The following is a 23,066-nucleotide window of genomic DNA, read 5'->3' as shown; positions in this document are numbered from 1 at the left end:
GGTTCGAATCCCGCCACGTCCGTTCAGCCTTCGGCTTCACGGACGCGGCTTACCCTCGCTCGCTCTGCTCGCGAGGATCCCGCCGCATCTGTTCGCGGTGCGTTCGCCCGCGCCGCCCGTACTGCAACTGGCTAGTAGAAAGACCGCGATACCGACTACAGGTCCACGCGGTCGCCGATCTCGGTGATCTCCAGCGACCGCGGGTACTCGTAGCTCCGCGCGTGGTGGTGCAGCACCTTCGGATCCGAGGTCATCCCCTTCCACATGTCCCAGTGGCTCGGGAGGAAGCGCTCGAACTGGAGGTCCGACGCCGCCTCGACCGCCTCGTTCTCCGTCGAGTACCAGCGCGTCCGAACCGGCTCGCGCGTCTGCTTGTCCGGGATGTTGCCGACCACGCCGAACGCCAGCACGCCGAGGTCGATGTCGTAGCGCTCGCCGAGGTCGGCGAAGTCGTCGTGCGGCTTGGTGTCGCCGCCGTGGAAGAACGTGCCCGACTCGTGCTCGAAGACGTACGAGACGGGGTGCGTCGAGTCGGGGTCGTGGGAGAACTCGACGTGGACGGTGAACTCACCGACCTCGTACGTGTCGCCCTCCGCGACCTCGGTGAACTGCGGCTCCGAGAGGTCGTACTCGTCGAGCCACGCCTCGTCGTCGAAGGCGACCGACAGCGAGTCGTCGGGCGCGTAGAACGTCGCGCCCGTGTTCTCCAAGATCGGGGCCTGACTCGGCCCGTGGGTGTGGTCCGTGTGCTCGTGCGTGGCGAAGACAGCGTCCATCTCCGCGACGTCCTCGGGGTCGAAGGGGACCGGAACCATCCGGATCGTCCGCGGCGGGTCGCCGGTCCCGAGGTACGGGTCGATGGCGACGGTCGTGCCTTCGCTTCCCTTCAGAATGAAGCCGTTACACCCGAGATACCAGACGGCGACGGTCTCCGGATCCGCTGCTTCGACGGCGCGCGGGAGCCAGTCTCCCCAGTCGCTTCGCGTCATACGTGTCGCTGTGACCGGCGACGGGCTAAGTGTTCCGAAGCGGGGCGTCCGGCTGCCGGCGACCGTCCGCTTTCGAGGTCAGATCTCGTTGATTCTCTACTCGGAACAACTAAAGAACGGTCAGAAAGATATGTTTGGGTTGTTATACTGGTGATTAGTGTATATTCGTCTATCTTCGATCGGGTGGACACTAATCACAACCAACTATCTCGACAGAAGACACTTACTTTACACCGCCGACGTTGCTGCTATGCCATCACGAACTAGGAAGACGGCGCACTTCTCACAGATGGACGCGACGATGCGTCGTCTCGGTTCGTGGACACCGCACGGGCCCGACGAAGGCGGGTGACGCCTCACTCGGCGTCGAGGTTCCCGAACGCCTCGTCGACGAGCTCCCCCGTGTCCGAGATGATGTCGGCCATCTCGTCGTCGTTCGGTGCCATCCCGACGAGCCGGGCGATCCGCATTATGCTCACGTGATAGACCGTCTGCACGCCGGGCTCTTCCTGCCAGATCACGACGTTACACGGGAACAGCCCGCCCATCTTCCTGTCGCTTGCGTCGAGCGCGCGGTTCGCCATCGACGGGTTGCACGCGCCGAGGACGTAGTAGGGGTCGCGGCCGGCGTCGACCTTCTCGTTCAGCATCTCGGAGGCCGAGAACTCGGTCGCGACGCCGAAGCCCGCGTCCGTGAAGGCCTCGCGGACGTGTTCGATCGCCTCCTCGTGTTCCATCCGGAGGGTCGCCCGTTCCTCGCCGATGTCGCCCGCGGCTATCGCGCTCGGATCGATTGGTAGCGTCATCGGGTCGACCTACGGCGTCCGTCGATGAAAAAGTATGCACTTGTATGTACTGTACACGATTGGGTGTCGACAGTTCCCCGGACGACGACCGACGGATTCACAACGGGACCGGGAGCCACCGAAGCGCCGCTAACACGTCCTCCGGCGGGAACAGCGGATCGTGGAGCGTGAGCCAATCTAAGAGCGTCAGTCCGAGCCCGTGGGCCACGATGGAAGGCAAGAGCGACTGGCTGTGGTAGTCGACCGCGCCGAAGAGGACGTCGGTCGGGCCCGAGAGCAGCAGTTCGATCGGCGGCTTGCCGACGTGGTGCAGCGCGTAGACGACGGGACTGATGAAGACGCTCTTGAACCCGAACTCGTCGCTGACGCCGACGCAGAGCAGTCCGCGGTAGTAGGTCTCGGCGGCGACGACGACGAGCAGCTGTTGGACCGTGTGCGGCAGGAACTGCCCGAGGGCGGTCGTCGTCTCCCACATCGGGTAGTACGCGCGGATGCTCGGCAGCGACGAGCCGACGAGATAGAACGGCAACACGAACGCCGCGAGCAGCAGCGTGTCGCGGACGGCGGTTCGATCGACCCGGAACCCGAGCCGACGGCCGTGCGAGAGCGCCAGACTGGCCGGGATCAAGAGGAACAACAGCACGTCGCGGACGACGCGCGCGGTGAGGCTCGATGGCGGGACCGACCACGTGCTCCACAGAACCGAGAGGACGAGCCCGACGAAGAGCGACCGCTGGAGCCAGCTCAGTCCGCCGACGGCGGTCCGGATGCGGGCGTTGACGGACACCGTCGGGAGCGGCGTTATTCGGTCGCGACGGGCCCGTCGCCGACGACGTCTCTGACGAGCGAGACGAACGTCTGCCGGGAGTCGACGTACGTCTCGTCGACCTCTTCGAGCACGTCCGAGAGCGTCTGCGGGCCGGACGGCGTCCTGATGACGCTGTCGCCCTCCTGAGCGATGATTCGGCTCATCTCGTGGGGCCACGTGAGGCGCGCGGCGACGCGCGCGAGCGGCTGGCCCTCGACGGGCGTCTCCTCGCCGAGTTCGACGACGGGGCCCTCGGATTCCTCCTCGTCTGTCATAGGCGTCGATTTGCCATCGCTGACAATAATCCCTTCGACACGCCCTGCTGACTCCGCGAGTCGGAGCCTACGCGTCGGGGCGCGCCCGCTCCGCCAACGTCGTGCGCCCGTCTGACGCATCGTTTTGTGTGGTGGCCACGAAAGGCCGGTATGCCCAGTCTCTCGGAGGTCTACAGGGGAAAGCAAACGGGGGCGAGCCTCCGCCGACTGCTCTTCGGATTGGGGCTGTTTCTCGCCGGGTCCCTCCTCGTCGTCTCGGGGATCGTCGTCGCCACCACCGGGCTCCTCTACGGGTCGGACATCGCGGCGCTGACGGCGAAACGACAGCTCGGTGCCGTCCTCGCGGGCGTCGGGATCCCGGCGGTGTTCCTCGGTATCTTCGCCGTGCTCCCGTCGGGGCGGCTCACGAAGGCCGCGGCGGTCGTCGGGGCCGGCATCGCCCTCGTCGGCGTCGCGCTCTTCACGTACGCGTACCCCTGCCACTGGTCGGGGTCGCTCTGCGCCGACAGCACCCCGAACCTGACGCTCCCGACGGTCGGCATCTACTTCCTCGGCGCGATGCTCACCTTCTGGTGTCTGTTCGCCGGCGTCGCGAACTTCAAGACGCGCAACGACCCAGGTGGTACCGCGATGGTGAACGTGACGCGCAGACAGGAGACGCGCTACGTCCCCGTCGAGCGCTCCCGGGGCGGCTTCGGCGGCATCGGGTTCTTCGGCGGCACGCCCGACGGCGACGTCGAGACGCAGACCGGCAGCGCGGGGTCGGGGGCGGCCTCCGACGGCGGGAGCGACGCGGAGGTGATCTCCTCGCCGCTCGACGACTCCGCGTCCGGGTCGGGGACGCAGACCGAATCGCCGTCGCGACCCTCTCGGCAGTCGCAGTCTCCCTCGGCGTCAGGGGGGACGTCGCCCCCGCAGTCGACCGCGGGCCCGTCCGGAGGAGGAGGCTTCGACGCGGCCGACAGCTACTGCGGCAACTGCGCGCACTTCGAGTACGTCCGGACCGACTCGGGGATCCAACCCTACTGCGCCGCCCACGAGGAACTGATGGACGATATGGACCCCTGCGAAGAGTGGACGCCGCGGCCCGATCGGTGAGATCGGTCGCCTCACTGTCTGTCGGCCTCACCTCACTTCCTGACGCGCGCGAGCGTCGCGGCCACGTCGTCCCAGTGGCTCCCCTTCCAGAACACCTGCCCGCAGTCGCGACACCGCCAGCACGGCGTTTCTACGGGATCGGGCGCACCGGTCGGAAGTGACGCGTCGGCGTCGAACAGCGACTCCTCGCTGGCCACACGCCGAAGTTCCCCGTTGCACGCGCCGCAGCGGCACGGCGGATCGGCGAGCGACAGGTCGAACCCCGCTTCGTACAGGGTTTCGAGCTGTTCGACCACGTCGCGGCTCTGCAGCAACACCGCGCCGTCGACTCGCGCCGCGAGGTCGACGTCGCGCGTGAGAAGCGTCCGCCCCGAGCGCTCGGCCCACGCCGCGATCTCGGCGTCGGACGGACTCTCGCTCGCCGACGCGGGTCCGGAGTCGGTATCTGTCCCCCTCTCGCCGCCCCGGTCGAGCACGTACGCCGCGTCGTAGCCGCACATCCGCAGATACGTGGCCAACTTCCCGCACATCGCGTCGACGAGGAGTCGCTCGGACGTCGCGCTCATTGGTCTCGGTGCCAGTCAGTGCAGGAACGCCTCGAGATCGGCGACGTCCCACGTGTTAAGCACGTCGCTCCCCTCGCACCAGCCCCGGCGGGCGGTGTGGACGCCGTAGCGGACGTAGTCGAGCGCGCCGGGCGCGTGGGCGTCGGTGTCGACGGCGATCGTCGCGCCGCTCTCGATAGCGACGCGGACGAGTTCGCCCCACAGGTCCAGACGGGCCGGGTCGGCGTTGATCTCGATGGCCGTCCCGGCGTCGGCCGCCGCCTCGGCGAGGCGCGCGACGTCGAGGTCGAGCCCCTCGCGCTCGTTGATGAGGCGTCCGGTGGGGTGACCCAGAACGTCGACGCTCGGGTGTTCGACGGCGCGGACGAGCCGATCCGTGGCCGTCTCCCGATCCTGTCCGAGCGCGGCGTGCGGCGACGCGACGACGATATCGAGATCCCCGAGCAGGTCATCGCCCGTCGAGAGACCGCCCTCCGCGTCGATGTTGGTCTCGACGCCGTGGAGGAGTTTCAGGTCCGCGTCCGGGTTCTCTCGGAGGGACACACGAACCGACTCGACCGCGTCCGCCTGCTCCCGTAGCTCCGCGTCCGAGAGCCCCACGCCGCCAACCATCCCGGGGCCGCTGGCGTGGTCCGTCACGGCGTAGTAGTCGTAGCCGCGTTCCGCCGCGGCGTCGACCATCTCCTCGATCGACGCGCGGCCGTCGGACCAGTCGGTGTGCGTGTGGAGGTCGCCGCGGACGTCGCCCTCTTCGAGTAGGTCGGGCAGCGTCCCCTCGCGCGCAGCGTCGATTTCGCCGGTCCCCTCGCGGATCTCCGGCGGGATGAGCGGCAGGTCCAGCGCCGCGTACATCGACTCCTCGGTCTCGCCGGCGATCCGCTCGCCGACCCGCTGGTCCGCGTCGGGGTCGTCGACTCCGGAGACGTCGAAGACGCCGTACTCGTTCATCTTCAGGTCGCGCCCGATCGCGACGTTCCGGAGTTCGACGTTGTGATCCTTGCTGCCGGTGAAGTACTGCAGCGCCGCGCCGAACTCCTCGGGGACGACCACGCGCAGGTCGATGCGGATCCCGTCGATGCGGATGCCCGCCTTGTGCTCGCCCGCCTCGATGACGTCGCTCGCGGCGGACCACTCGACGAACGCGTCGACGACCCGCTCGCCGGATTCGGAGGCGACGAGGACGTCGACGTCGCCGATCGTGTCGCGCCAGCGCCGGATCGACCCCGCGACGTCGGCCCGGTCGACCGCGTCGACCCCCCGCAAGTGTGCGAGGACGTCCTCCGCGAGCGGCAGGGCGTCGCCGAGTCGCTCGCGTTCCCTCGCCCGTCGAGCGAACTCGATGTTCTCGCGGATGTTCTGCTCCGTCTTCGCGCCGAACCCCTTCACGTCCTGAATCCGACCCTCCTCGGCCGCCGCCGCGAGTTCGTCGAGCGTCGTGATCCCGAGCGCCTCGTAGAGCGCGCCGACGGTCTTGGGACCGACGCCCTCGACGCGAGTGAGCGCCTCGATGTCGACCGGGAGATTCTCGCGCAGCGCCTCCAACTCGCCGATCTCGCCGGTCTCGACGTACTCGACGACCTTCGAGGAGATGGCGTCGCCGACGCCATCGATCTCCTCGACGGCCGCCTCGCCCTCAGCCGCCAGCGCCTCGATCGGCTCGTGGTGCTCGCGGATGTTCTCGGCGGCCCGGCGGTAGACGTTCGGCTTGTACTCGACGCCGTCGGCTTCGAGCAGGTCCGCGAACAGTTCGAGCTGTCGGGCGACCTCGGCGTTGCGGGTCACTACCGCCCGCCTCCCGACCCGCGCCCGCCGCCGGGACTGCTACTGACGTCCTCGCGGCCGAGCGCCTGCTTCAGGAAGCGCATCCAGCGCTTCTGGTCTGCGGTCGCCTGCACCGTCGCCTCCTGTTCGAGGTCGACCGGGCGGAGCTGTTCGAGCGCGTTCAGCGCTCTGTCGATGCCGATGATGCTCTCGGCGAGGAACTCTCCCCTCTCGTAGCTGATCTCTCCGTCCTCGATCTGCTGGAGTCGCTGGCGGCGCTCCCGGCGGAGGTTCCGCTTCGCCTCCTCGACGCGGTCGCGTTCGCTCGCGGGGACAGTGTCGCGACGCTTGATCTCGAAGACGAACTCGCGGAGGTCGACCTCCTCGCCCTGGACGTCGATCGCGTCGGGGATCTCCGCGCCGACGGTCGCGGCCTCGCGGTTGACGCGCTCCAACAGCTGCTTTCGCTGGAACTCCTTCACGGCTCTTGCCCGTCATAGTGGCGGCGCGTACTTCGCTCCTTCGCCGCAGACGGCCGCGACCGACGCGTCGCAGACGCCGGCAGACGTTCGCGCGGAGACGAAACTTCTTATGACTCACGGGGGAATACGGACGGTATGGGATTGTTCGACCGGCTGCGCGGGGAAGACCACCCGCGCGTCGCCTTCATCGGTATCGACGGCGTACCCTTCAGTCTCCTCGCCGATAACCCCGAGCGCTTTCCGAACTTCGCCGCGCTCGCCGAGGAGGGCAGCGCCGGCGCGATCGAGAGCATCGTCCCGCCGGAGTCCTCCGCCTGCTGGCCGTCGCTGACGACTGGCGTGAACCCGGGAGAGACGGGAGTATACGGCTTTCAGGACCGCGAGAACGGCTCCTACGACACCTACGTTCCGATGGGCCGGGACGTGCAGGCGACGCGCCTGTGGGACCGCGTGACCGACGACGGGCGACAGGCCAGCGTGATGAACGTCCCCGTGACGTTCCCGCCGCAGCGGAACGTCCAGCGGATGGTCTCGGGCTTTCTCTCGCCGAGCGTGAAGAAGGCAGCCCACCCCGAGGAGTTCCGCGACGAACTCGACTCGATGAACTACCGCATCGACGTCAACGCCAAACTCGGCCACGACGACGACAAGAGCGAGTTCGTCGAGAACGCTCACGAGACGCTCGACAGGCGGTACGAGGCGTTCGAGTCCGTCCTCGGTCGGGACGACTGGGACCTCTTCTTCGGCGTCTTCATGACGACCGACCGGGTGAACCACTTCCTCTTCGAGGACTACGAGCGCGACGGCGAGAACAGAGACGCCTTCTTGGAGTTCTACGAGGCGGTCGACGAGTACGTCGGGAAGATCCGCGAGTCGCTGCCGGAGGACGTGACGCTCGTCGTCGCCTCGGACCACGGCTTCACCTCGCTGGACTACGAGGTCCACTGCAACGCGTGGCTCGAAGAGGAGGGCTGGCTCTCCTACGAGGACGACGACCACGACGAACTCGGCGACATCGACGACGACACGCGCGCGTACTCGCTGATCCCCGGGCGGTTCTACATCAACCTCGAAGGCCGCGAACCGCGCGGCAGCGTCCCCGAGGACGACTACGAGGCGGTCCGGGCGGAACTCAAAGCCGACCTCGAAGCGCTCGAAGGGCCGGACGGGGAGAAGGTCGCGGCCCGCGTCGTCGAGAAGGAGGACGCCTTCCGCGGCGACCACGACGACATCGCGCCGGACCTCGTCGTCGTCCCCAACCACGGCTTCGATCTCAAATCCGGGTTCAAGGGCCACGAGGACGTGTTCGGGAAGGGCCCCCGAAACGGGATGCACAGCTTCGACAACGCGTCGCTGTTCGTCGACGATCCCGACGTGGAGATCACCGACGCGGACCTCTACGACATCGCGCCGACGATTCTGGATCTGATGGAGGTCGACTACGCCCGCGCGGAGTTCGACGGCGCGAGCCTGCTGCAGCAGTAGGGCTCCCGACGCCTCTCACCGACAGTTAGAGCAGGTTGTCGAGGTCGTCGTTGGCCCACACGTCGCCGGGGTTGTCCGGCTTCGCCTCCGCGGTCGCTTCCTGTTCCTGCGCCTCCTTCGCCCGCTGCATAAAGTCGTCCAGACGCTCGGAGCGCTCGATGCCGCCGAGGAGGATCAGCACAGCGATCCGGTCGCTCGACAGGGGGAAGTCGCCGCCGCGGACCTGGAGGCTCCCCGTCTCCTCTTCGACCCAGCGCCGGGCGCGCTCGACGCCCTTCCGCGGAACGGCGTCCTGCTCGCCCGCGACGACGACGAGTGCGGCGTCGGCGTCGGTCGCGTCCGGCAGGCTCGACCCCGTCAGCAGCGCGCGTCGGGTCGTGCTCATCACGGCGTTGATGTTCTCCTCGGCCTCGGGCGCGGCGTCCGCGGCGGCGTAACCGAGCGCCGCGATCGAGCCGTTCCGGAGGGTGTTGATGATCTCCGAGGAGTCGACGACGCTCTCGGCGACGCCCTCGACGGACTCGCCGGCGGCGAGCAGCAGTCCGACTCGCTTCGCGATCTCCCGGTTGATCGAGTCGAAGCCCTCGGTGACGCTCTCGCCGGCCGAGCGGAACGCGTCGTTGTCGACCAGCAGCAGGGAGTCGGCCTCGCGGGCGAACGTCTTCAGCGACCGGCCGGCGTTGACCTGGTACATCGATCCCTCGTCGCGACCGGGGAGGATTCCGAGCCCGTAGACGGGGACGTCGTAGATGCGCTTGAGTTCCTTCGCGACGACGGGTGCGCCGCCGCTGCCGGTGCCGCCGCCCAGCCCGGCGACGACGAAGATCGATTCGGTCTCTGCCCCGATCCGGCCGTCGAGCGCCGAGAGCACCTCCCGGATGTCCGACTGCATCACCTCGGCACCGAGTTCGTTGTCGCCGCCGACGCCTTGGCCTTTCACGCGGTCTTGGCCCACGAGCACGGTCTCGAAGGGGAGGGAACTGAGGTCTGCCTGCGCGGTGTTGACCGCGACGGCACCGCGGACGGCACCGAACCCCATCCGCTCGTCGAACTCGACCAGTTCGCGGGAGAGTTTCCCGCCGGCCTGGCCGACACCAATCAGGACGGACTTCATACTCGTGTCTCTCCGAGAGAGACCTTCAACGTTGGTGCTCGTGTTTATAAGGGAAGAGGGGACCACCCGCGGTATGACGACGCCAGCCGAAGCGACTGATCCGACCGCGGCGCGGGAGTTCGCGTCCGACGAGGACGCCGAATCGAAATCCGTCGACGACGGCATCGACCGGGCCGAGGCCGACGCCACCGACGCGACCAACGCGACCGAAGCTTCCAAAGCGGACGTCGATGCGCTCGAACGTCGGGTGGCGTCGGTGGAGGCCGAACTCGACGCCGTCCGCGCGCTCCTCGGCGGCGTCGACGCCGTCGACGATGCGGTCGAGCGCCGCGCGTCGATCGCGCTCGCGAAGGTCGAGTCGCTGGAGCGGGAGCTCGAACCGGCTGACGACGGGCTCGTTCGCGAGCGTCTTGAAGGGACGAGCGAGAGGCCACAGCGTCCCGCGCGCGACGCAGCCGACGGTGCCCCCGCTCGCGCCGAGGAGTCGGCCGCCGCCGCAGAGCCGGAACCGGGCCGTTCGGACGGGGATAGCGGGTCGTTGGCGACGCGGCTCCGCGACGCGCTCCAGTGATCCGGTTGGTCGTCGCGGCCGTGCTGACCGTCGCGACGTTCTCGACCGTCGCGCCCGCAGTCGACGACGCGCGGGCCGCCGGCACCGACCGGGAACTGGCCGCTGCAGTCGATCGGATCGAACGCGCCGGAGCGGCGCTCGCGACGAGCGAGGACGCGACGCCGACGCGGGCGCACGCGGCGACGCGGCGGGTGGCGATCCGGCTCCCGAGCGCGTCGCTGACGACCGCCCGGCCGTCGTTCCTCGCGGTCGGCGGGAAACCGGGCGGGCCGGGGAACCGCTCCCTCGTCGCCTCCGAGTCGACCACCGGGTCGACCCGACTCCGGGGCCTCTCGCTTCCCGTTCCGGTGCGGACGCCCGACGGCCCCGTCGTCTTCGAGGCGACCGGGCGGCATACGGTTTCGCTCGCACTCGTCCTCGATGGCGGGGAACCCGTGCTCGTCGTCACGCGCGTGTGAGGTGCCGGCTGGCCGACAGATCGAGAACCGGCCGACAGACCGCGAACTGATCGCGACGAGGGTTTATATGCGAAGGCGCGGCCACCGGCGCTATGACTTCGACCCGCGACGACGACCCCGCGGCCGGTTCCGGCTCGGTGCTCACCGGCGTCACCGCGACCGCCGAGCGGTTCACCGCCGCGTTGGGCTTGGCAGCCGACGGCGGCGAACGAAGCGAGCCTACGGCGGCCACCGAAATCCCTCAAACCGCCGATGCGTGTCGCTGTCGTCCGTCTTTCGAGCGTCCGACCGGAACGGGAGTTTCGGACCGACGGGCGCTCGTCGTCGACGCCGCGTCGTGCCCCGGGAACGGCGCCTTAGAGACGAGCCCCGGCTGTCGGGCGACGGTCGTCGCGGCGCTGGAAGACCGCGACGTCGACGTGGTTCGCACGCGCTCGGACGGCGTCGAACGCGCCTACGACGACGGCGCGGTCGGCCTGCTGCTCGCCGCGGGCCGGTTCGCCGAACGCGCCCGCGTCCACGACGAGTCGCTGGCCGAGCGCGCCCGCACGGACCCGCTCGGGGCGGCTCGCCTGGCGACCGGCCGCGCCGGGGCGCTCTCGCGAATCGCGGCCGAGTCGGGACTGGCGGCGGGAGCCGACCGGTTCGGGGACGCCCCCGGAGACCCGTCAGCCGACCGATCATCGGACCGCTACCGCGATGCGCTCGCCGCGTACGTCGGCCCGACGGTCTCTCGGGCCCGGGTGACGGCACGTCCGCCGGAAGCGGCCGTGCTCCTGGAGTCGCGCACGCTCTCGACCGGCGCGGTGGTCCGGCAGTGCGACACCGCCGACGGCCCGCTGTATCATCTAGCGCCGACGGCACACGGCCTCGCGGCCGACGCGACCGCGACGCTGGCGGCGGCGTACCGGATTCTGGCAACCGGCTCCGTCGAGGGCGGCTCCCGCGCGGCAGGCCGGGCGGTCCGACGGGTCGCCGACGCCGACGAACCGATCGAGACGCTCGCGGCCGTCCTCGACCGTCACACCCGCGGGCTCGGCGTCTTCGAGCACTTCTTCGCCGACGACCGAGTCTCCGACGTCGTCGTCTCCGCGCCGGTGGCGGACGCGCCCGTCCGCGTCGTCGTCGACGGCGATCGCCTGCCGACGAACGTCCGCCTCACACCCGAGGGGGCGGCCTCGCTCGCCTCCCGTTTCCGGCGCGAGAGCGGCCGCGCGTTCTCCCGCAGCGCCCCGACGCTCGACGCCTCGGTCGTCGCCGAGACGGGTCGTCGGATCCGCGTCGCGGGCGTGACCGCGCCCGCCAGCGACGGCCTCGGATTCGCGTTCCGCGCCGGCGACGACGACGCGTGGACGCTCCCCCGACTCGTCTCGGCGGGGTCGCTTCCGGCCGACGCCGCGGCGTTCCTCTCGCTCGCGGTCGCGAGCGGCGCGGCGACCATCGTCGCCGGCACGCGCGGAGCCGGGAAGACGACGCTCCTCAGAGCCCTCCTTTGGGAACTCCCGTCGACGACGCGGCTCGTGAGCATCGAGGACACGCCGGAGCTGCCGGTCGAGTCGCTCCGGGCGCGCGGCCGAGACGTGCAGGCGTTGCACACCGACCCCGGCGCCGAGACCGGATTCTCGCCGACCGACGCGCTGCGGACGGCGCTCAGGCTCGGCGACGGCGCGCTCGTCGTCGGCGAGGTCAGGGGCGGGGAGGCGCGGTCCCTCTACGAGGCGATGCGCGTCGGCGCGCACGGCCACGCGGTGCTCGGGACGATCCACGGCGACTCGGCCGCGGCGGTCCGCGAGCGCGTCGTCTCCGACCTCGGCGTGCCGGCCTCCTCGTTCGGCGCGACAGACCTCGTCGTCACCTGCGCCCGCGAGGGCGACTCCCGGCACGTCGCGGCCATCGAGGAGGTGTGGACGGCGGGCGAACAATCGACGTTCGTTCCGCTGTTCGAGCGCCGGGGCGGGACGTTGCGGTCGACGGGAACAGTGGAACGCGGTGACAGCGCGGTCTTCGAGCGGCTCTGCGGCGACGGCGAGTCGTACGGCGACCTGCTCGCCCGTCTCGACCGGACGGCCGGCCGGTTCGACCGACTCGCGTCGGCGTCGCTGACGACGCCAGAGGCGTGCGACAGGAGCCGTCGCGGGGGACTGTGATGGGGTCGCCGATCCGGGCCGACGGCGGTGCGCGACTCCGTCGCGTCACCCGAGCGCTCGCAGAGCGGTACCCGGGGGACGTCGACCCGACCGACGAGCTGCACCGCTCGCTGGCGTTTCTCGGCAGCGATCTCCGCGCCGAGACGGTCGTTCGCGCCGGATACGTCGCCGCCGTCCCCGTCGCCGTATTCGCACTCTGCGCACTCGTCGTGTCCCTCCCGACGCTCCCGATTCCGGCGTCCGTCCCGGCGGCCGCCGGAATCGGCCTCGGGGCGACGCACGTCGTCCACCGACTGCCGGTCGCGGCGGCCACGCTCAGACGGACCCGCGCGCTCGGCGACGCCCCCGCGCTCGTCGCCCGCGCGGCGCTCAGGCTCCGGCTCGACGCGACGCCGGAGCGGGCCGCGGTCTTTGCCGCGCAGACGGGCGCGGGGCCGCTCGCGCGGAGCCTCGCGGCACACGCCGAGCGGACCCGATCGGGGCCGGCGGCCGGATTCGACGCCTTCGCCGCGGAGTGGCGCTCGTGGTTCCCGGCGCTCGAACGGTCGCTCGCGCTGCTCTCGGCCGCGGTCGAAGCCCCGTCCGAGGAGCGCGAGCAGGCGCTCGACCGCGCGCTGGAGACTGTACTGGACGGGGCGCGAACGGAGATGGCCGAGTTCGCCGGAGACGTCCGCGGACCGGCCAGCGGGATCTACGCCTTCGGCGTCCTGCTGCCGCTCGCGCTCGTCGGCGTGCTGCCCGCCGCCCGCGCCGGCGGCGTGACGGTTCCCGCCTCGGTCTTCGTCGTCCTCTACGACGTCCTGCTTCCGGTAGGGCTCGTCGGCGCGGGCGCGTGGCTGCTCCTCCGACGCCCGATCGCGATCGCCCCGCCGCGCGTGACGGCGGCGCACCCGGACGTGCCCTCGGACCCGACGCGCGGGGTCGTCGCGGGCGTCCTCGGTGCCGGGCTCGGGTTCGTCTGCGGATCGGCCGTCGCTTCGTGGGCCGCGCCCGTCGCCGCCGCGGGGACCGGGGCCGGTGCCGCACTCGTCGCTCACTACCGGCCGATGGCGGCCGTCCGCCGGGACGTCAGCGCCGTGGAGGCCGGGCTGGCGGACGCGACGGCCGTCGTCGGTCGACGGGTCGGTGCCGGCGAGGCCGTCGAGACCGCGATCGAGCCGGCCGCGGACGCGACGACCGGACGGACGAGCGACGTCTTCGAGGCGGCGGCGGGCGTGCAGCGACGGCTCCGCGTCGGCGTCGAGGAGGCGTTCCTGGGGGAGTACGGTGCGCTCCGCGACCTACCCAGCCGACGCGCGCGAGCGACGGCGTCGCTGCTCTCGGTCGCGGCCGCGGAGGGCAGACCGGCGGGGCGGACGCTCGTTCGGCTGGCCGATCACCTCACGGAACTCCGGCGCGTCGAGGACGAGGCGCGTCGCGAGCTGGCAGCGATCACCGGGACGCTGGGGCACACGGCGGCGCTTTTCGGCCCGTTGGTCGGCGGTGCGACCGTCGCGATGGCGACGCAGATGGCGGCCGCAGAATCGAGGCCGGGAGCGGGCTCGTCGCTCGCCGGGGCCGGTGCGCCCGGCGTCGCCACGCTCGATCCGGCGACTCTCGGCGCGGCCGTCGGCGTCTACGTGCTCGCGCTCGCGGCGGTCCTCACGGTCGTCGCGACCGGGCTCGATCGGGGGCTGGACCGCTCGCTCGCGGGCTATCGAACCGGCCTCGCGCTCCTGTCGGCGACGGCGACGTACCTCGTCGCGTACCTGGGCGCGTCGATGCTGTTCTGAGCCCGGTGCGGCGGGTCGATTCCGCGAATGCACGGGCGAGCGTTTATATACGAACCCGCGGCCAACCGCGCTATGTTCGAACTGACCCTGGACGCGTGGTACGGCTGGATCGGCCTGTCGCTGGCGGGCGTCGCGCTCGTTGGCGCGGCGGCCGGGCTTCCCACGGCACCGCCGCCGGACGCGGGCGCGGCCGGCGCGACGGTGGACCGCGTCGCCGCCGCCGAGTTCGCCGCCACCGGCGAGCACCCGCTCGACGCCGAAGAGATCCGACTCGGGACGCGGCGGATCGCGCTCAGATCCGAGTCGGGGACGGCTCACGCGACGCTCTCGTTCGGCCCGGTCACGCCCGTCCCCGTGGGGGACTCTCCGCTGCGGAACGTCCTCCACGGGACGCCGCCCGAACGGGCGTTCGAGTCGCCGGAGGCGTTCAGACAGGCCGTCGTCGCGGCCCGCGCCGATGCGAGCGAGGCACCGTGGCGACCCGTCGAACGCACGCTGGTCGTTCGACGGCTGTCTTGGGGAGGTGTGGATGTCGTCCTCGTCGACGCGTGAGCGCGCCGTCTTCGGACGTGCTACACCCGGTGCGTCGCGGGCGCAGACGACGCCGCTCGTCGCCCTGATCGCGCTGTTCGCTGTCTGTACCGGAATCTCGCTGTACGCGACGACGCTCGGTGCGGTGACGCCGGGTGAGACGACGAACGCGCTCGCGGAGCCGACGCTCGAACGCGTGTACGACGAGGTCAGCGAGGGCGGCGTCGTCTCGCCGGTCGGCCTCCCGCGCGACGGTCCCGCGACGCCCGACGGCTACCTCGTCGCCGTCGCGGTAACGGCGCCGAAGGGCACGTGGACGAACGGTCGTCGGCCGCCCGAGTCCGGCTCCGGGAACGGGGTCGCCCCCGCAACGAACGTCGACACTGCCGAGCGACCGGTGAGCGTCGCGACGGCCGACGGCAACGTCGTCTGGGGAACGCTCAGGGTCTGGATGTGGCGATGAGTCGGACGGTCGGCGGGGGAGTCCAGCGATGAACGCCGCCGTCGACGCCGTCGTCTGCCTGCTGCTCGTCTCCGCGGCCGTCGTCGGCCTCGTCACCGTCGAGCAGTCGCCGCCGTCGACGCCCGGGCGCGCCGACGCCGTCGCGGACACGCTCGCGACGACGACCGCGCAGGTCGACTACTCGCTCGCGCCCGGGGTCAGAGAACTGGCCGCGAGCGAACGCGCGCCCAGCGTGTCGGACGTGCCGCTCGACTCGCCCGAACTCGATCGCACGACCCACGGCAGTCTCGCGGCGTTGCTCGCGCGGTCGACGACGGCGACGAGCGGGGTCGATCTCCCGGTGGACGGGAGCGCCGAAACGAACGCGACCGGGACCAGTCCCGAGGAGATCCCCGCGCTCACCCGAACGCGGGCGACGTTCCGACGGGGCGTCGCCGACGCGGTCCGCGCGCGCACCGGTGCGACCGTCCGGATCGACGCGACGTGGCAGCCCTATCCGGGTGCGCCCGTCGGCGGCGCGGTCGGCGTCGGGCCGAGACCGCCGGGCGACGGCGTCCACGCGGCGACGCTCGTCGTCCCGACCGGCGTCGATCCCCTCCCGGCGTCGGCGACGCGGGACTTCGACTCGCTCGGAGCCGCGGTCGCCGAGCGCACCGTCGCCGTACTCGTCCCCGCCGGTCCCGCGAAGACGACGCTCCGCGGCAACGACCCGTCCGCGGCGTTGATCCGGTACCGGTACGCGCGACTCGAGGCGGAGACGAACGCGTCGCTCGCGGAACCGCTCGCCACGGAGGACACCGCGTCGGCGAACGAACGGCTCGCGGGCGCGCTCGCCCCCGGGATGACCGCGGATCTGCGCGCCCGCTACGAGTCGCCGACGACCGCCGCCGAGGCGGTCTCGGTCTCCTCGGTTCGGATCGTGGTCAGGACGTGGTCGGCGGCCGCGGAGGCCCGCTGATGCGGCTGGCCGAGGACGACCGCGGTCGCGTCCCCTTCGCACTGATCGGCTTGTTGCTGCTCGTCGGGAGTTCGGCGTTCGCGTCGTCGCTGGCCACGCCCGGCCCCGCGCCGGTCGACCGCTCCGCCGACGTCGCCGCCGACCGCGTCGACGCCGAGGCGACAGCCGCACTCAGAATCGCGGTCCGTGACGCCGCTCGGGCCGCCGCACGCGAACCGGTCACCGTCGCCGCCGACACCGACGCCGGCTCCGCCCTCGTTGGCCCCGACACGTTCCGCCGGTACCTCCGGCTCAGGATCTTCCTCGCCGCGCGCGAGGCGATGGATCCGGTCGAACACCGCCGCGGCGGCAGCGTCGCCAGCGCCTCGTTCGGCGAGACTGTCGAATCTCCCGACGCGGCGATCGAGCGGGTCTCGATCACCGGCGTCGACGACGGCACCGAGCTCCGGGCGACGATCCGTGGGCTGCAACTGGCGGTCGAAACCGACGGCCGCGTCGCGGACGTCCGACGCGTGGACCGCACCGTCACCGTGGGCGTTCCGGTCCTCGCGCTCCACGACCGGACGCGGGCGTTTCAGGAACGACTCGACGCCGGCCCGCTCGAAGGCCCCGGGCTGGCGCGCCGGACGACCGTCGGCGTCACCGCGATGGCGCAGGCCCGCGGGCTCGGCCAGTACGGCGGCCTGCCGATCTCGAACGTCGTCGCCAACCGCCACGTCGCCCTCTCGACGAACGCGGGGCTGCTCGACGCCCAGCGCGCCGCGTTCGGCCGGAGCGACCCGGAGGCGGCCGCCGGCGTCCGAGCCGCGACGATCCGAACGGGCGCGAGCGACGTCTTGGACCTCCAGTCGAACGGCCGCGTCGCGTCCGCGGTCACCGGGCAACTGCCCGATCCGAACGACGCAGAACGGACGGACGCGGACGGAGAGTCGGATGCGCTCCCCGCCACGCGAACGATCTCCGTCGGCGTCAACGGGACGGCAGACGAGGCGTTCTTAGAACTGCTCCGCGGGACGGGGGGCGCGGCGAGCCTCGACTCGATCCTTCGCGACGGGTATCGGGCACGTGCGTCGGTTCGCGCTAGCGCTCGGACGATCAGGGACGAGCGGCGTCCCCCGCCGCGTTCGCCGGGCGAGAACTGGACGCTCGCGTGGTCGGACACGTCGAAGGACGTCGCCGTGAGCGGGGGCGGAAGTGCCCGTCCCGTCTCGCGCGTCGGCGTCGGCGAGCGTCGGCTCTACACGGCCACGCGGTGGGTCAAGGTGCGCTGGCGGGTCGAACGGACGTGGGTGAAAGTCAACGAGACGCCGCGGACGACGACAGCGTCGTGGGAAGCCGCCCACCGCGTTCGGGTGATCGGCGAGGCCCGGGTGCGGGGGAACGCCGCGCCGACCCGCCCCGTCCGACCGCTGTTCGAGTCCGGCGGCGCGCTCGGCGGGCCGAACCTGCGCGAGGGGCGCGCGGCGACGGCCGACCTCGTCTCGGGGCTCGGCGGGGCCGACGAGATCGCCCGCCGGGCCGTCACCGGCGGGCGGACGCGCGCGTCGCGATCGATCACCGGTGACCGCCCCGACGACCTCGGACCGTGGGTCTACGAAGACGTGTCCGACCTCCGCGACCGCGTTCGCGACCTCTCGGTCGACGTCGACGCCAGTGACGCCGGTACGGGGCAGTCGAACGGCGCCGCGAGGCTCGCGGCCCTCGTCCGCGACCGCCGCGCAGGGCTCGTCGACGCCCCGCGGACGTACGACGGCGCTGCCGACCGGGCACGCGTGGCCGCCCGCGAGGCGTACCTCGACCGAGTGCTCGCGGGACTGGACGAGCGCGCCGGGGACACTCGCTCGCAGAACGCCGGGATCGAGCGCGCGCTGAACGCGAAGGGGCTGGCGGTCGACCGAGTGAGCGAGCTCGCGGCGCTCACCCCGGAAGCGCCCGCTCCGCAAACGGAGGTCGGCAGCGAGAGTGGCGCTCGCGGCGAGACGGTCCTCGTTCCCGACGGCGACCCGGCCTATCTCGCGCCCGACCCCGTGGAGGGAACGCTCGTCGACGGGGTCGCCGACGACGAGCAGTACGTCGGACTCGCGGTCAGAAACGTGAACGTGTTCAGCGTTCCGTACGGCGACGCCGCGGATCTCGTCACGAGGGTGCTGTTCGGCGACCCCGGGCGCGTGTCGCTGCACACGGCCGGGCAGTCGCTCGTCGCGGCCGAGCGGACGCTCGAATCGCATCCGGACCCGACGCTGCGACACCGCCGGGACGTCCTCGAAACGAGGGTTCGGGGATCGATGGCGGACGTTCGGTCGACGGCGACGCGAACGCTCGCACGAGAGACGACCCTTTCGCGCGCCGAACGCGAGCGCGTCGTCCGCCGCTCGTTCGCCCGTTTCGACGGTCCCGGCGAGCGCGCGATCGCCGCCACCGACGGATCGCTGGCCCGCGAGACGGCGTCGGTCGCCATCGCGACGGGCGCGACTGCGGGAGGCGACGCTCCTGCGGTCACCGAGGACCGTGTCAGGACGGCACTGCGGGTCGATCTCCGTCGCGTCGCGACCTTCGAGCGGGTCCGCGTTCCCGAATCAGCCGTCGACGACGCCGTCTCCTCAGTGCGCGCGGAGATCGAGCGGGAGACCAACGACGCCGCCGAGCGCGCGACCGAGCGGGCGATCACGGAGGCGACGAACGACACCGTCGGCGGCGTCCCGGCCGGTCTGCCGATCTCGCCGACGCTCAGTCCCTGGGTCGCCACGGCGAACCTCTGGATCGTCGAGTCTCGCGGCGCGTACGGCCGCTTCGCCGTCGGCGTCGAAGGCGAGGGGACGATGTACGTCCGGGACGGCTCACCGGTCGCGCTCGACGTCGACGACGACGGGGTGGCGGAGTCGCTGGGTCGGAGCGAGCGGATCGACTTCCAGGTCAGGACGGTCGCGCTCGCGGTCGTTCCCCCGGGGAAACTCGGCGTCGGCGACACCGACGGCAATATGGACGAGCGATCGGTCGCGTGGAGCGGTCCGGCGCCGGGGCCGCGGTGCGTCACGCCGACCGGGCAGTGCCCGCGGGAAAACCGGGAATAAGAGAAACCGAAGAGAGACGAGAAGACGACGGCGGCGTTACCGAAGCCGCGCGGCGATCAGCGATTCGAGGTCCTCGCGGAACTCCTCGACCTCGATCTCGTCGAGGACGGGCACGAAGAAGCCCTCGACGAGCATATTCCGCGCCTGCAGCGGGTCGATCGCCCGCGAGGTCATGTAGAACAGGTCCTCCTGGTCGACCTGTCCGACCGTCGCCGAGTGCGACGCCTCGGTGTCGTGGTTGTGGATGATCAGCTTCGGCGACGCGTCGGCCTCGCTCTCGTCGGAGAGCATCAGCGTGTTCTCGCGCTGGTAGGAGGAGGTGTTCCACGCGTCGCGGCCGACGTCTTGGACGCCCTCGTACACCGAGCGGGCGGCGTCGTCGAGGACGCCGCGGGTGACGAGGTCGGCGGTCGTGTTCTCCGCCTTGTGCCAGACGCGGGCGTTGACGTCGAAGTGCTGCTCATCGTGGCCGAAGAACGCGCCGACGATCTTCGTCTCCGCGGAGTCGCCGTTGAGTTCGGACTCGACGTCCGAGCGGGTGAGCCGGGAACCGAGGTTGCCCTCGATCCAGTTGACCGTCGCGTACGTGTCGACGTCCGCGCGCTTGAGCGTGTAGCTGTAGGTGTCCTCTTCGAGGTCCTGCAGCGAGCCGTACTGGACGTAGGAGTTCTCGCCCGCGGCGATCTCGACGAGGTTCGAGAAGTACCGCGCGTCGGCGTCGACGCTCTCGCCGGACTCGATGCTCTCGAGGATCGTCACCGACGACGACTCCTCGGTGACGACGAGCGTGTGGCTGAACAGCGAGCGGGAGTTCATCTCCGCGCGGATCGTCACGTCCTCTGCGTCGACGCCCTCGGGGACGTAGACGACGGTCCCGGTCGTGAAGAGCGCCGCCGACAGCGCCGTCAGGTAGTTCTCCTGCGGATCGATCGTCGAGCCGAACGCGGATTCGACGAGATCAGGATGCTGCTCGATCGCCTCGGTGAACGTGAGCACGTCGATGCCCTCGTCGGCCGTGCGCTCGGTCTCGTCGGCCTGATCGAGCGGGTCGACCAGCGACTCGAAGTCGAGCGCCTCGAGGTTCGTCCAGCGGCGGCCGGGCGTCTGGATGACGTCCGGCAAATCCAGCGTTTCCAGCGCGTCGAGGGCGTCGAGCCGCGATTCGAGCAGCCACTCGGGCTCCTCGCGCTGCTCGGAGATCTCTCGAACCGTCGCTTCCGACAGGTTCGCTGGGAGTTGTGCGCTGCTCATGTTATCCGAGGCTGCCCTCCATTTCGAGTTCGACGAGGCGGTTCAGTTCGACCGCGTACTCGATCGGCAGTTCCTCGGTGATCGGCTCGATGAAGCCCGAGACGATCATCTGCTTGGCGTCGTCGTCGTCGAGACCTCGGGACTGGAGGTAGAAGATGTCCTCGTCGCCGATCTTCCCGACCGTCGCCTCGTGGGCGACGTCGACCTTCGACTCGTTGATCTCCATGTACGGCATCGTGTCCGACGTCGACTCGTTGTCGAACATCAGCGCGTCGCACTCGACCGCCGTGGAGGAGTTCTCCGCGCCGTCGGCGATGTGAACGAGGCCTCTGTAGTTGGTGCGGCCGCCGTCCTTCGAGATCGACTTCGACTCGATCGTCGACTTCGTGTTCGGCGCGTTGTGGTAGACCTTCGCGCCGGTGTCGATGTTCTGCCCCTCGCCCGCGAAGGCGATGGTGATGTGGTTGTCGGAGGCACCGCGGCCCTTCAGGATCGACGCCGGATACAGCATCGTCGCCTTCGAGCCCATCGAGCCGGAGATCCACTCCATCCGGCCGCCGGCCTCGACGAGAGCGCGCTTCGTGTTGAGGTTGTAGGTGTTCTTCGACCAGTTCTGGACGGTCGAGTACTGGACGTGAGCGTCCTCGCCGACGAACACTTCGACGCCGCCGGAGTGGAGGTTGAACGCGGAGTACTTCGGGGCCGAGCAGCCCTCGATGTAGTGCACTTCCGAGCCCTCCTCGGCGACGATGAGCGTGTGCTCGAACTGGCCCATCCCCTCGGAGTTCATCCGGAAGTACGCCTGGACCGGCATCTCGACGGTGACGCCCTCGGGGACGTACACGAACGAGCCGCCGGACCAGACCGCGCCGTGCAGCGCGGCGAACTTGTTGTCGCTCGGGGGCACGCACTTCGTCATGAAGTGCTCACGGACGATGTCGGGGTGCTCCTGCACCGCCTTGTCCATGTTCATGAAGATGACGCCCTTCTCCTCCCAGCGCTCCTGCATGTTCTGGTAGACGACCTCCGACTCGTACTGCGCGCCGACGCCGGAGAGCGCGTTCTTCTCGGCCTCCGGGATGCCCAGTTTGTCGAAGGTGTCTTTGATCTCGTCGGGGAGTTCCGTCCAGTCGTCGACGCCCGCGCGGACGTCGACGTCGGGGCGGATGTACGGGACGATCTCGCCGACGTCGACCTCCGAGAGGTCGGGCTGGCCGGGCCAGTCGGTCGGCATCGGCATCTCTTGGAACTGTTCGAGCGCGCGGAGCCGCCGCTGCAGCATCCACTCGGGCTCGTCTTTGTCCTCGGAGATGACCCGGACGGTCTCTTCCGTCAGGCCCTTCTCGGTCTCGAACGCCGAGGCCGCTTCCTTCTTGAAGTCGAAGCGGGCCTCGGTGTCCGTCTCTTTGAGGTGGTCTTGTTCGGAGCTCATAATTGTAGTTGTGTGTTCACTGTGTCTCTGTCCGTGTTAGGCTGCCTCGTAGACTTCCTCGCGGACCCAGTCGTAGCCCTCGTCTTCGAGGTCCTCGGCGAGCGACGCGTCGCCGCTCTTCGCGATCTTTCCGTCGAGCATCACGTGGACGTGATCCGGCTCGACGTAGTCGAGGATGCGCTGGTAGTGGGTGATCTGGAGGATGCCCGTGCCCTGCTCGTCGCGGAGCGCGTTGATCCCGTTGGAGACGTCCTGCAGACGGTCGATGTCCAGCCCGGAGTCGATCTCGTCGAGCACGGCGATCGACGGTTCGAGGATCGCGGCCTGCAGCACCTCGTTCTGCTTCTTCTCGCCGCCGGAGAACCCGGCGTTGAGGTAGCGCTGCATGAACTTCTCGTCCATATCGAGCAGCTCCATCTTCTCTTTGAGGAGCTGCTGGAACTCCGCGACGCCGACCTCGCCCTCGTCGGCGGGGCCTTCCATCGGCGACGTCTCGTAGCCCTCTTCGTCTTCGTCGGCGGCTTCCTCCTCGGCCTCGTCTTCGTCCTCGAAGAGCTCCTCTCGCTCTTCGAGCTTCGCGTTGAGCGCCGTCCGGAGGAAGTTCGTCATCGTGACGCCCTCGATCTCGGCGGGGTACTGGAAGCCGAGGAAGATGCCGAGCGCCGCGCGCTCGTTCGGCTCCAGTTCGAGAAGGTCCCACGTCAGTTTCTCCTCGGGGACGTCGTCGTCGACTTCCTCGTCGTCCAGGTGAAGCAGAATCTCGCCGTCGGTCACCTCGTAGGCGGGGTGTCCGGCGATGATCTTCGCCGTCGTCGACTTCCCCGACCCGTTCGGTCCCATCAGGGCGTGGATCTCTCCGGAGTTGACCTCCAGGTCGACGCCGCGAAGAATCTGTTCGCCGTCTTCCTCCGCCACGCTCGCGTGGAGGTTCTTGATTTCGAGTGTAGCCATCGTTGTTTCGTTGCCTCGTGACTGTAAAAAGGGAGCTAACGCCCATAATGGTTACGCATTCGCCCCTCGTATTTTTA

21 protein-coding genes are annotated in these 23,066 nt (G+C 70.2%); 10 read left to right on the top strand and 11 right to left on the bottom strand.

The features are described 5' to 3' along the window. Window positions 1-155 precede the first annotated feature (155 nt). The 4 genes from ACP99_RS06675 to ACP99_RS06660 form a co-directional block, all read right to left on the bottom strand. Window positions 156-989 carry an MBL fold metallo-hydrolase gene (locus tag ACP99_RS06675; RefSeq protein ID WP_049985852.1) on the bottom strand — a complete coding sequence of 278 codons (834 nt, stop codon included), beginning with the start codon at window positions 987-989 and terminating at the stop codon, window positions 156-158. Window positions 990-1,345: 356 nt separating this feature from the next. Continuing rightward, a complete protein-coding gene (locus tag ACP99_RS06670; protein WP_049985851.1) occupies window positions 1,346-1,795 on the bottom strand; it encodes a DUF302 domain-containing protein in 450 nt (149 codons plus the stop codon). A gap of 97 nt (window positions 1,796-1,892) precedes the next feature. Continuing rightward, entirely contained in the window at window positions 1,893-2,582 is a 690-nt protein-coding gene (locus ACP99_RS06665) for a CPBP family glutamic-type intramembrane protease (protein ID WP_156105618.1), read from the bottom strand. Between the two features lie 14 nt (window positions 2,583-2,596). Beyond that, window positions 2,597-2,878 carry a DUF5789 family protein gene (locus ACP99_RS06660; protein ID WP_049985850.1) on the bottom strand — a complete coding sequence of 94 codons (282 nt, stop codon included), beginning with the start codon at window positions 2,876-2,878 and terminating at the stop codon, window positions 2,597-2,599. Window positions 2,879-3,028: 150 nt separating this feature from the next. On the opposite strand from ACP99_RS06660, the gene ACP99_RS06655 reads away from it, so the two are divergent. After that, on the top strand, window positions 3,029-3,976 hold the full coding sequence (locus ACP99_RS06655; protein ID WP_049985849.1) for a DUF7139 domain-containing protein: 948 nt from the start codon (window positions 3,029-3,031) through the stop codon (window positions 3,974-3,976). Between the two features lie 32 nt (window positions 3,977-4,008). Here the strand turns inward: ACP99_RS06655 and ACP99_RS06650 are convergent, their stop codons facing one another. The 3 genes from ACP99_RS06650 to ACP99_RS06640 are packed head-to-tail and all read right to left on the bottom strand — an operon-like array spanning window position 4,009 to window position 6,785. Further along, entirely contained in the window at window positions 4,009-4,542 is a 534-nt protein-coding gene (locus ACP99_RS06650; RefSeq protein WP_049985848.1) for a Mut7-C RNAse domain-containing protein, read from the bottom strand. A gap of 15 nt (window positions 4,543-4,557) precedes the next feature. Continuing rightward, window positions 4,558-6,324 carry a DNA polymerase/3'-5' exonuclease PolX gene (gene polX, locus ACP99_RS06645; RefSeq protein WP_049985847.1) on the bottom strand — a complete coding sequence of 589 codons (1,767 nt, stop codon included), beginning with the start codon at window positions 6,322-6,324 and terminating at the stop codon, window positions 4,558-4,560. Further along, window positions 6,324-6,785 carry a DUF5788 family protein gene (locus tag ACP99_RS06640; protein WP_049985846.1) on the bottom strand — a complete coding sequence of 154 codons (462 nt, stop codon included), beginning with the start codon at window positions 6,783-6,785 and terminating at the stop codon, window positions 6,324-6,326. Before ACP99_RS06640 ends, polX begins: the two co-directional genes overlap by 1 nt. Window positions 6,786-6,920: 135 nt before the next feature. Here ACP99_RS06640 and ACP99_RS06635 point away from each other — a divergent pair, with 135 nt between their 5' ends. Beyond that, window positions 6,921-8,270 carry an alkaline phosphatase family protein gene (locus ACP99_RS06635; protein WP_049985845.1) on the top strand — a complete coding sequence of 450 codons (1,350 nt, stop codon included), beginning with the start codon at window positions 6,921-6,923 and terminating at the stop codon, window positions 8,268-8,270. Window positions 8,271-8,295: 25 nt separating this feature from the next. On the opposite strand, the gene ACP99_RS06630 is transcribed toward ACP99_RS06635, so the two are convergent. Further along, window positions 8,296-9,384: a tubulin/FtsZ family protein gene (locus ACP99_RS06630; RefSeq protein ID WP_049985844.1), complete on the bottom strand. Its 1,089-nt coding sequence runs from the start codon at window positions 9,382-9,384 to the stop codon at window positions 8,296-8,298. A 73-nt stretch (window positions 9,385-9,457) separates the two neighbouring features. Between ACP99_RS06630 and ACP99_RS06625 the strand changes: the two genes are divergently transcribed. The 8 genes from ACP99_RS06625 to ACP99_RS06590 all read left to right on the top strand — a co-directional run bounded on the left by ACP99_RS06625 (window position 9,458) and on the right by ACP99_RS06590 (window position 19,355). After that, the gene (locus ACP99_RS06625; protein WP_049985843.1) at window positions 9,458-9,955 is read left to right on the top strand and encodes a DUF7310 family coiled-coil domain-containing protein; all 498 of its coding nucleotides are present in this window, start codon (window positions 9,458-9,460) and stop codon (window positions 9,953-9,955) included. Beyond that, on the top strand, window positions 9,952-10,413 hold the full coding sequence (locus ACP99_RS06620) for a DUF7311 family protein (RefSeq protein WP_049985842.1): 462 nt from the start codon (window positions 9,952-9,954) through the stop codon (window positions 10,411-10,413). Before ACP99_RS06625 ends, ACP99_RS06620 begins: the two co-directional genes overlap by 4 nt. 92 nt (window positions 10,414-10,505) lie before the next feature. Continuing rightward, a complete protein-coding gene (locus tag ACP99_RS06615) occupies window positions 10,506-12,560 on the top strand; it encodes a type II/IV secretion system ATPase subunit (protein WP_049985841.1) in 2,055 nt (684 codons plus the stop codon). Next, complete coding sequence (locus ACP99_RS06610; RefSeq protein ID WP_049985840.1) at window positions 12,560-14,332, top strand: hypothetical protein; 1,773 nt, start codon at window positions 12,560-12,562, stop codon at window positions 14,330-14,332. Before ACP99_RS06615 ends, ACP99_RS06610 begins: the two co-directional genes overlap by 1 nt. A 72-nt stretch (window positions 14,333-14,404) precedes the next feature. Next, window positions 14,405-14,884, top strand: coding sequence for a DUF7283 family protein (locus ACP99_RS06605; protein ID WP_049985839.1), 480 nt, complete (start codon window positions 14,405-14,407; stop codon window positions 14,882-14,884). Further along, window positions 14,862-15,326, top strand: coding sequence for a DUF7285 family protein (locus tag ACP99_RS06600; protein WP_049985838.1), 465 nt, complete (start codon window positions 14,862-14,864; stop codon window positions 15,324-15,326). The genes ACP99_RS06605 and ACP99_RS06600 overlap by 23 nt, the downstream gene beginning before the upstream one ends. Window positions 15,327-15,354: 28 nt before the next feature. Then, a complete protein-coding gene (locus ACP99_RS06595) occupies window positions 15,355-16,284 on the top strand; it encodes a DUF7284 family protein (protein WP_049985837.1) in 930 nt (309 codons plus the stop codon). Beyond that, window positions 16,284-19,355 (top strand): DUF7286 family protein, encoded by a 3,072-nt coding sequence (locus ACP99_RS06590; RefSeq protein WP_049985857.1) that lies wholly within the window; start codon window positions 16,284-16,286, stop codon window positions 19,353-19,355. Before ACP99_RS06595 ends, ACP99_RS06590 begins: the two co-directional genes overlap by 1 nt. 36 nt (window positions 19,356-19,391) lie before the next feature. On the opposite strand, the gene sufD is transcribed toward ACP99_RS06590, so the two are convergent. From sufD to ACP99_RS06575, 3 genes are read right to left on the bottom strand one after another with little or no spacing between them, the layout of a single operon-like run. Then, window positions 19,392-20,606, bottom strand: coding sequence for a Fe-S cluster assembly protein SufD (gene sufD, locus ACP99_RS06585; RefSeq protein WP_049985836.1), 1,215 nt, complete (start codon window positions 20,604-20,606; stop codon window positions 19,392-19,394). 1 nt (window position 20,607) lies between these two features. Next, window positions 20,608-22,038: a Fe-S cluster assembly protein SufB gene (sufB, locus tag ACP99_RS06580; RefSeq protein ID WP_049985835.1), complete on the bottom strand. Its 1,431-nt coding sequence runs from the start codon at window positions 22,036-22,038 to the stop codon at window positions 20,608-20,610. Window positions 22,039-22,074: 36 nt separating this feature from the next. Continuing rightward, window positions 22,075-22,989 (bottom strand): ABC transporter ATP-binding protein, encoded by a 915-nt coding sequence (locus tag ACP99_RS06575; protein ID WP_049985834.1) that lies wholly within the window; start codon window positions 22,987-22,989, stop codon window positions 22,075-22,077. Window positions 22,990-23,066: the final 77 nt, after the last annotated feature.

Source organism: Halobellus rufus (assembly GCF_000739575.1).
Classification (GTDB): domain Archaea; phylum Halobacteriota; class Halobacteria; order Halobacteriales; family Haloferacaceae; genus Haloquadratum; species Haloquadratum rufum.
The sequence above is the reverse complement of the archived record's forward strand: the minus strand, read 5'-3'. Positions and strand labels throughout refer to the sequence as shown.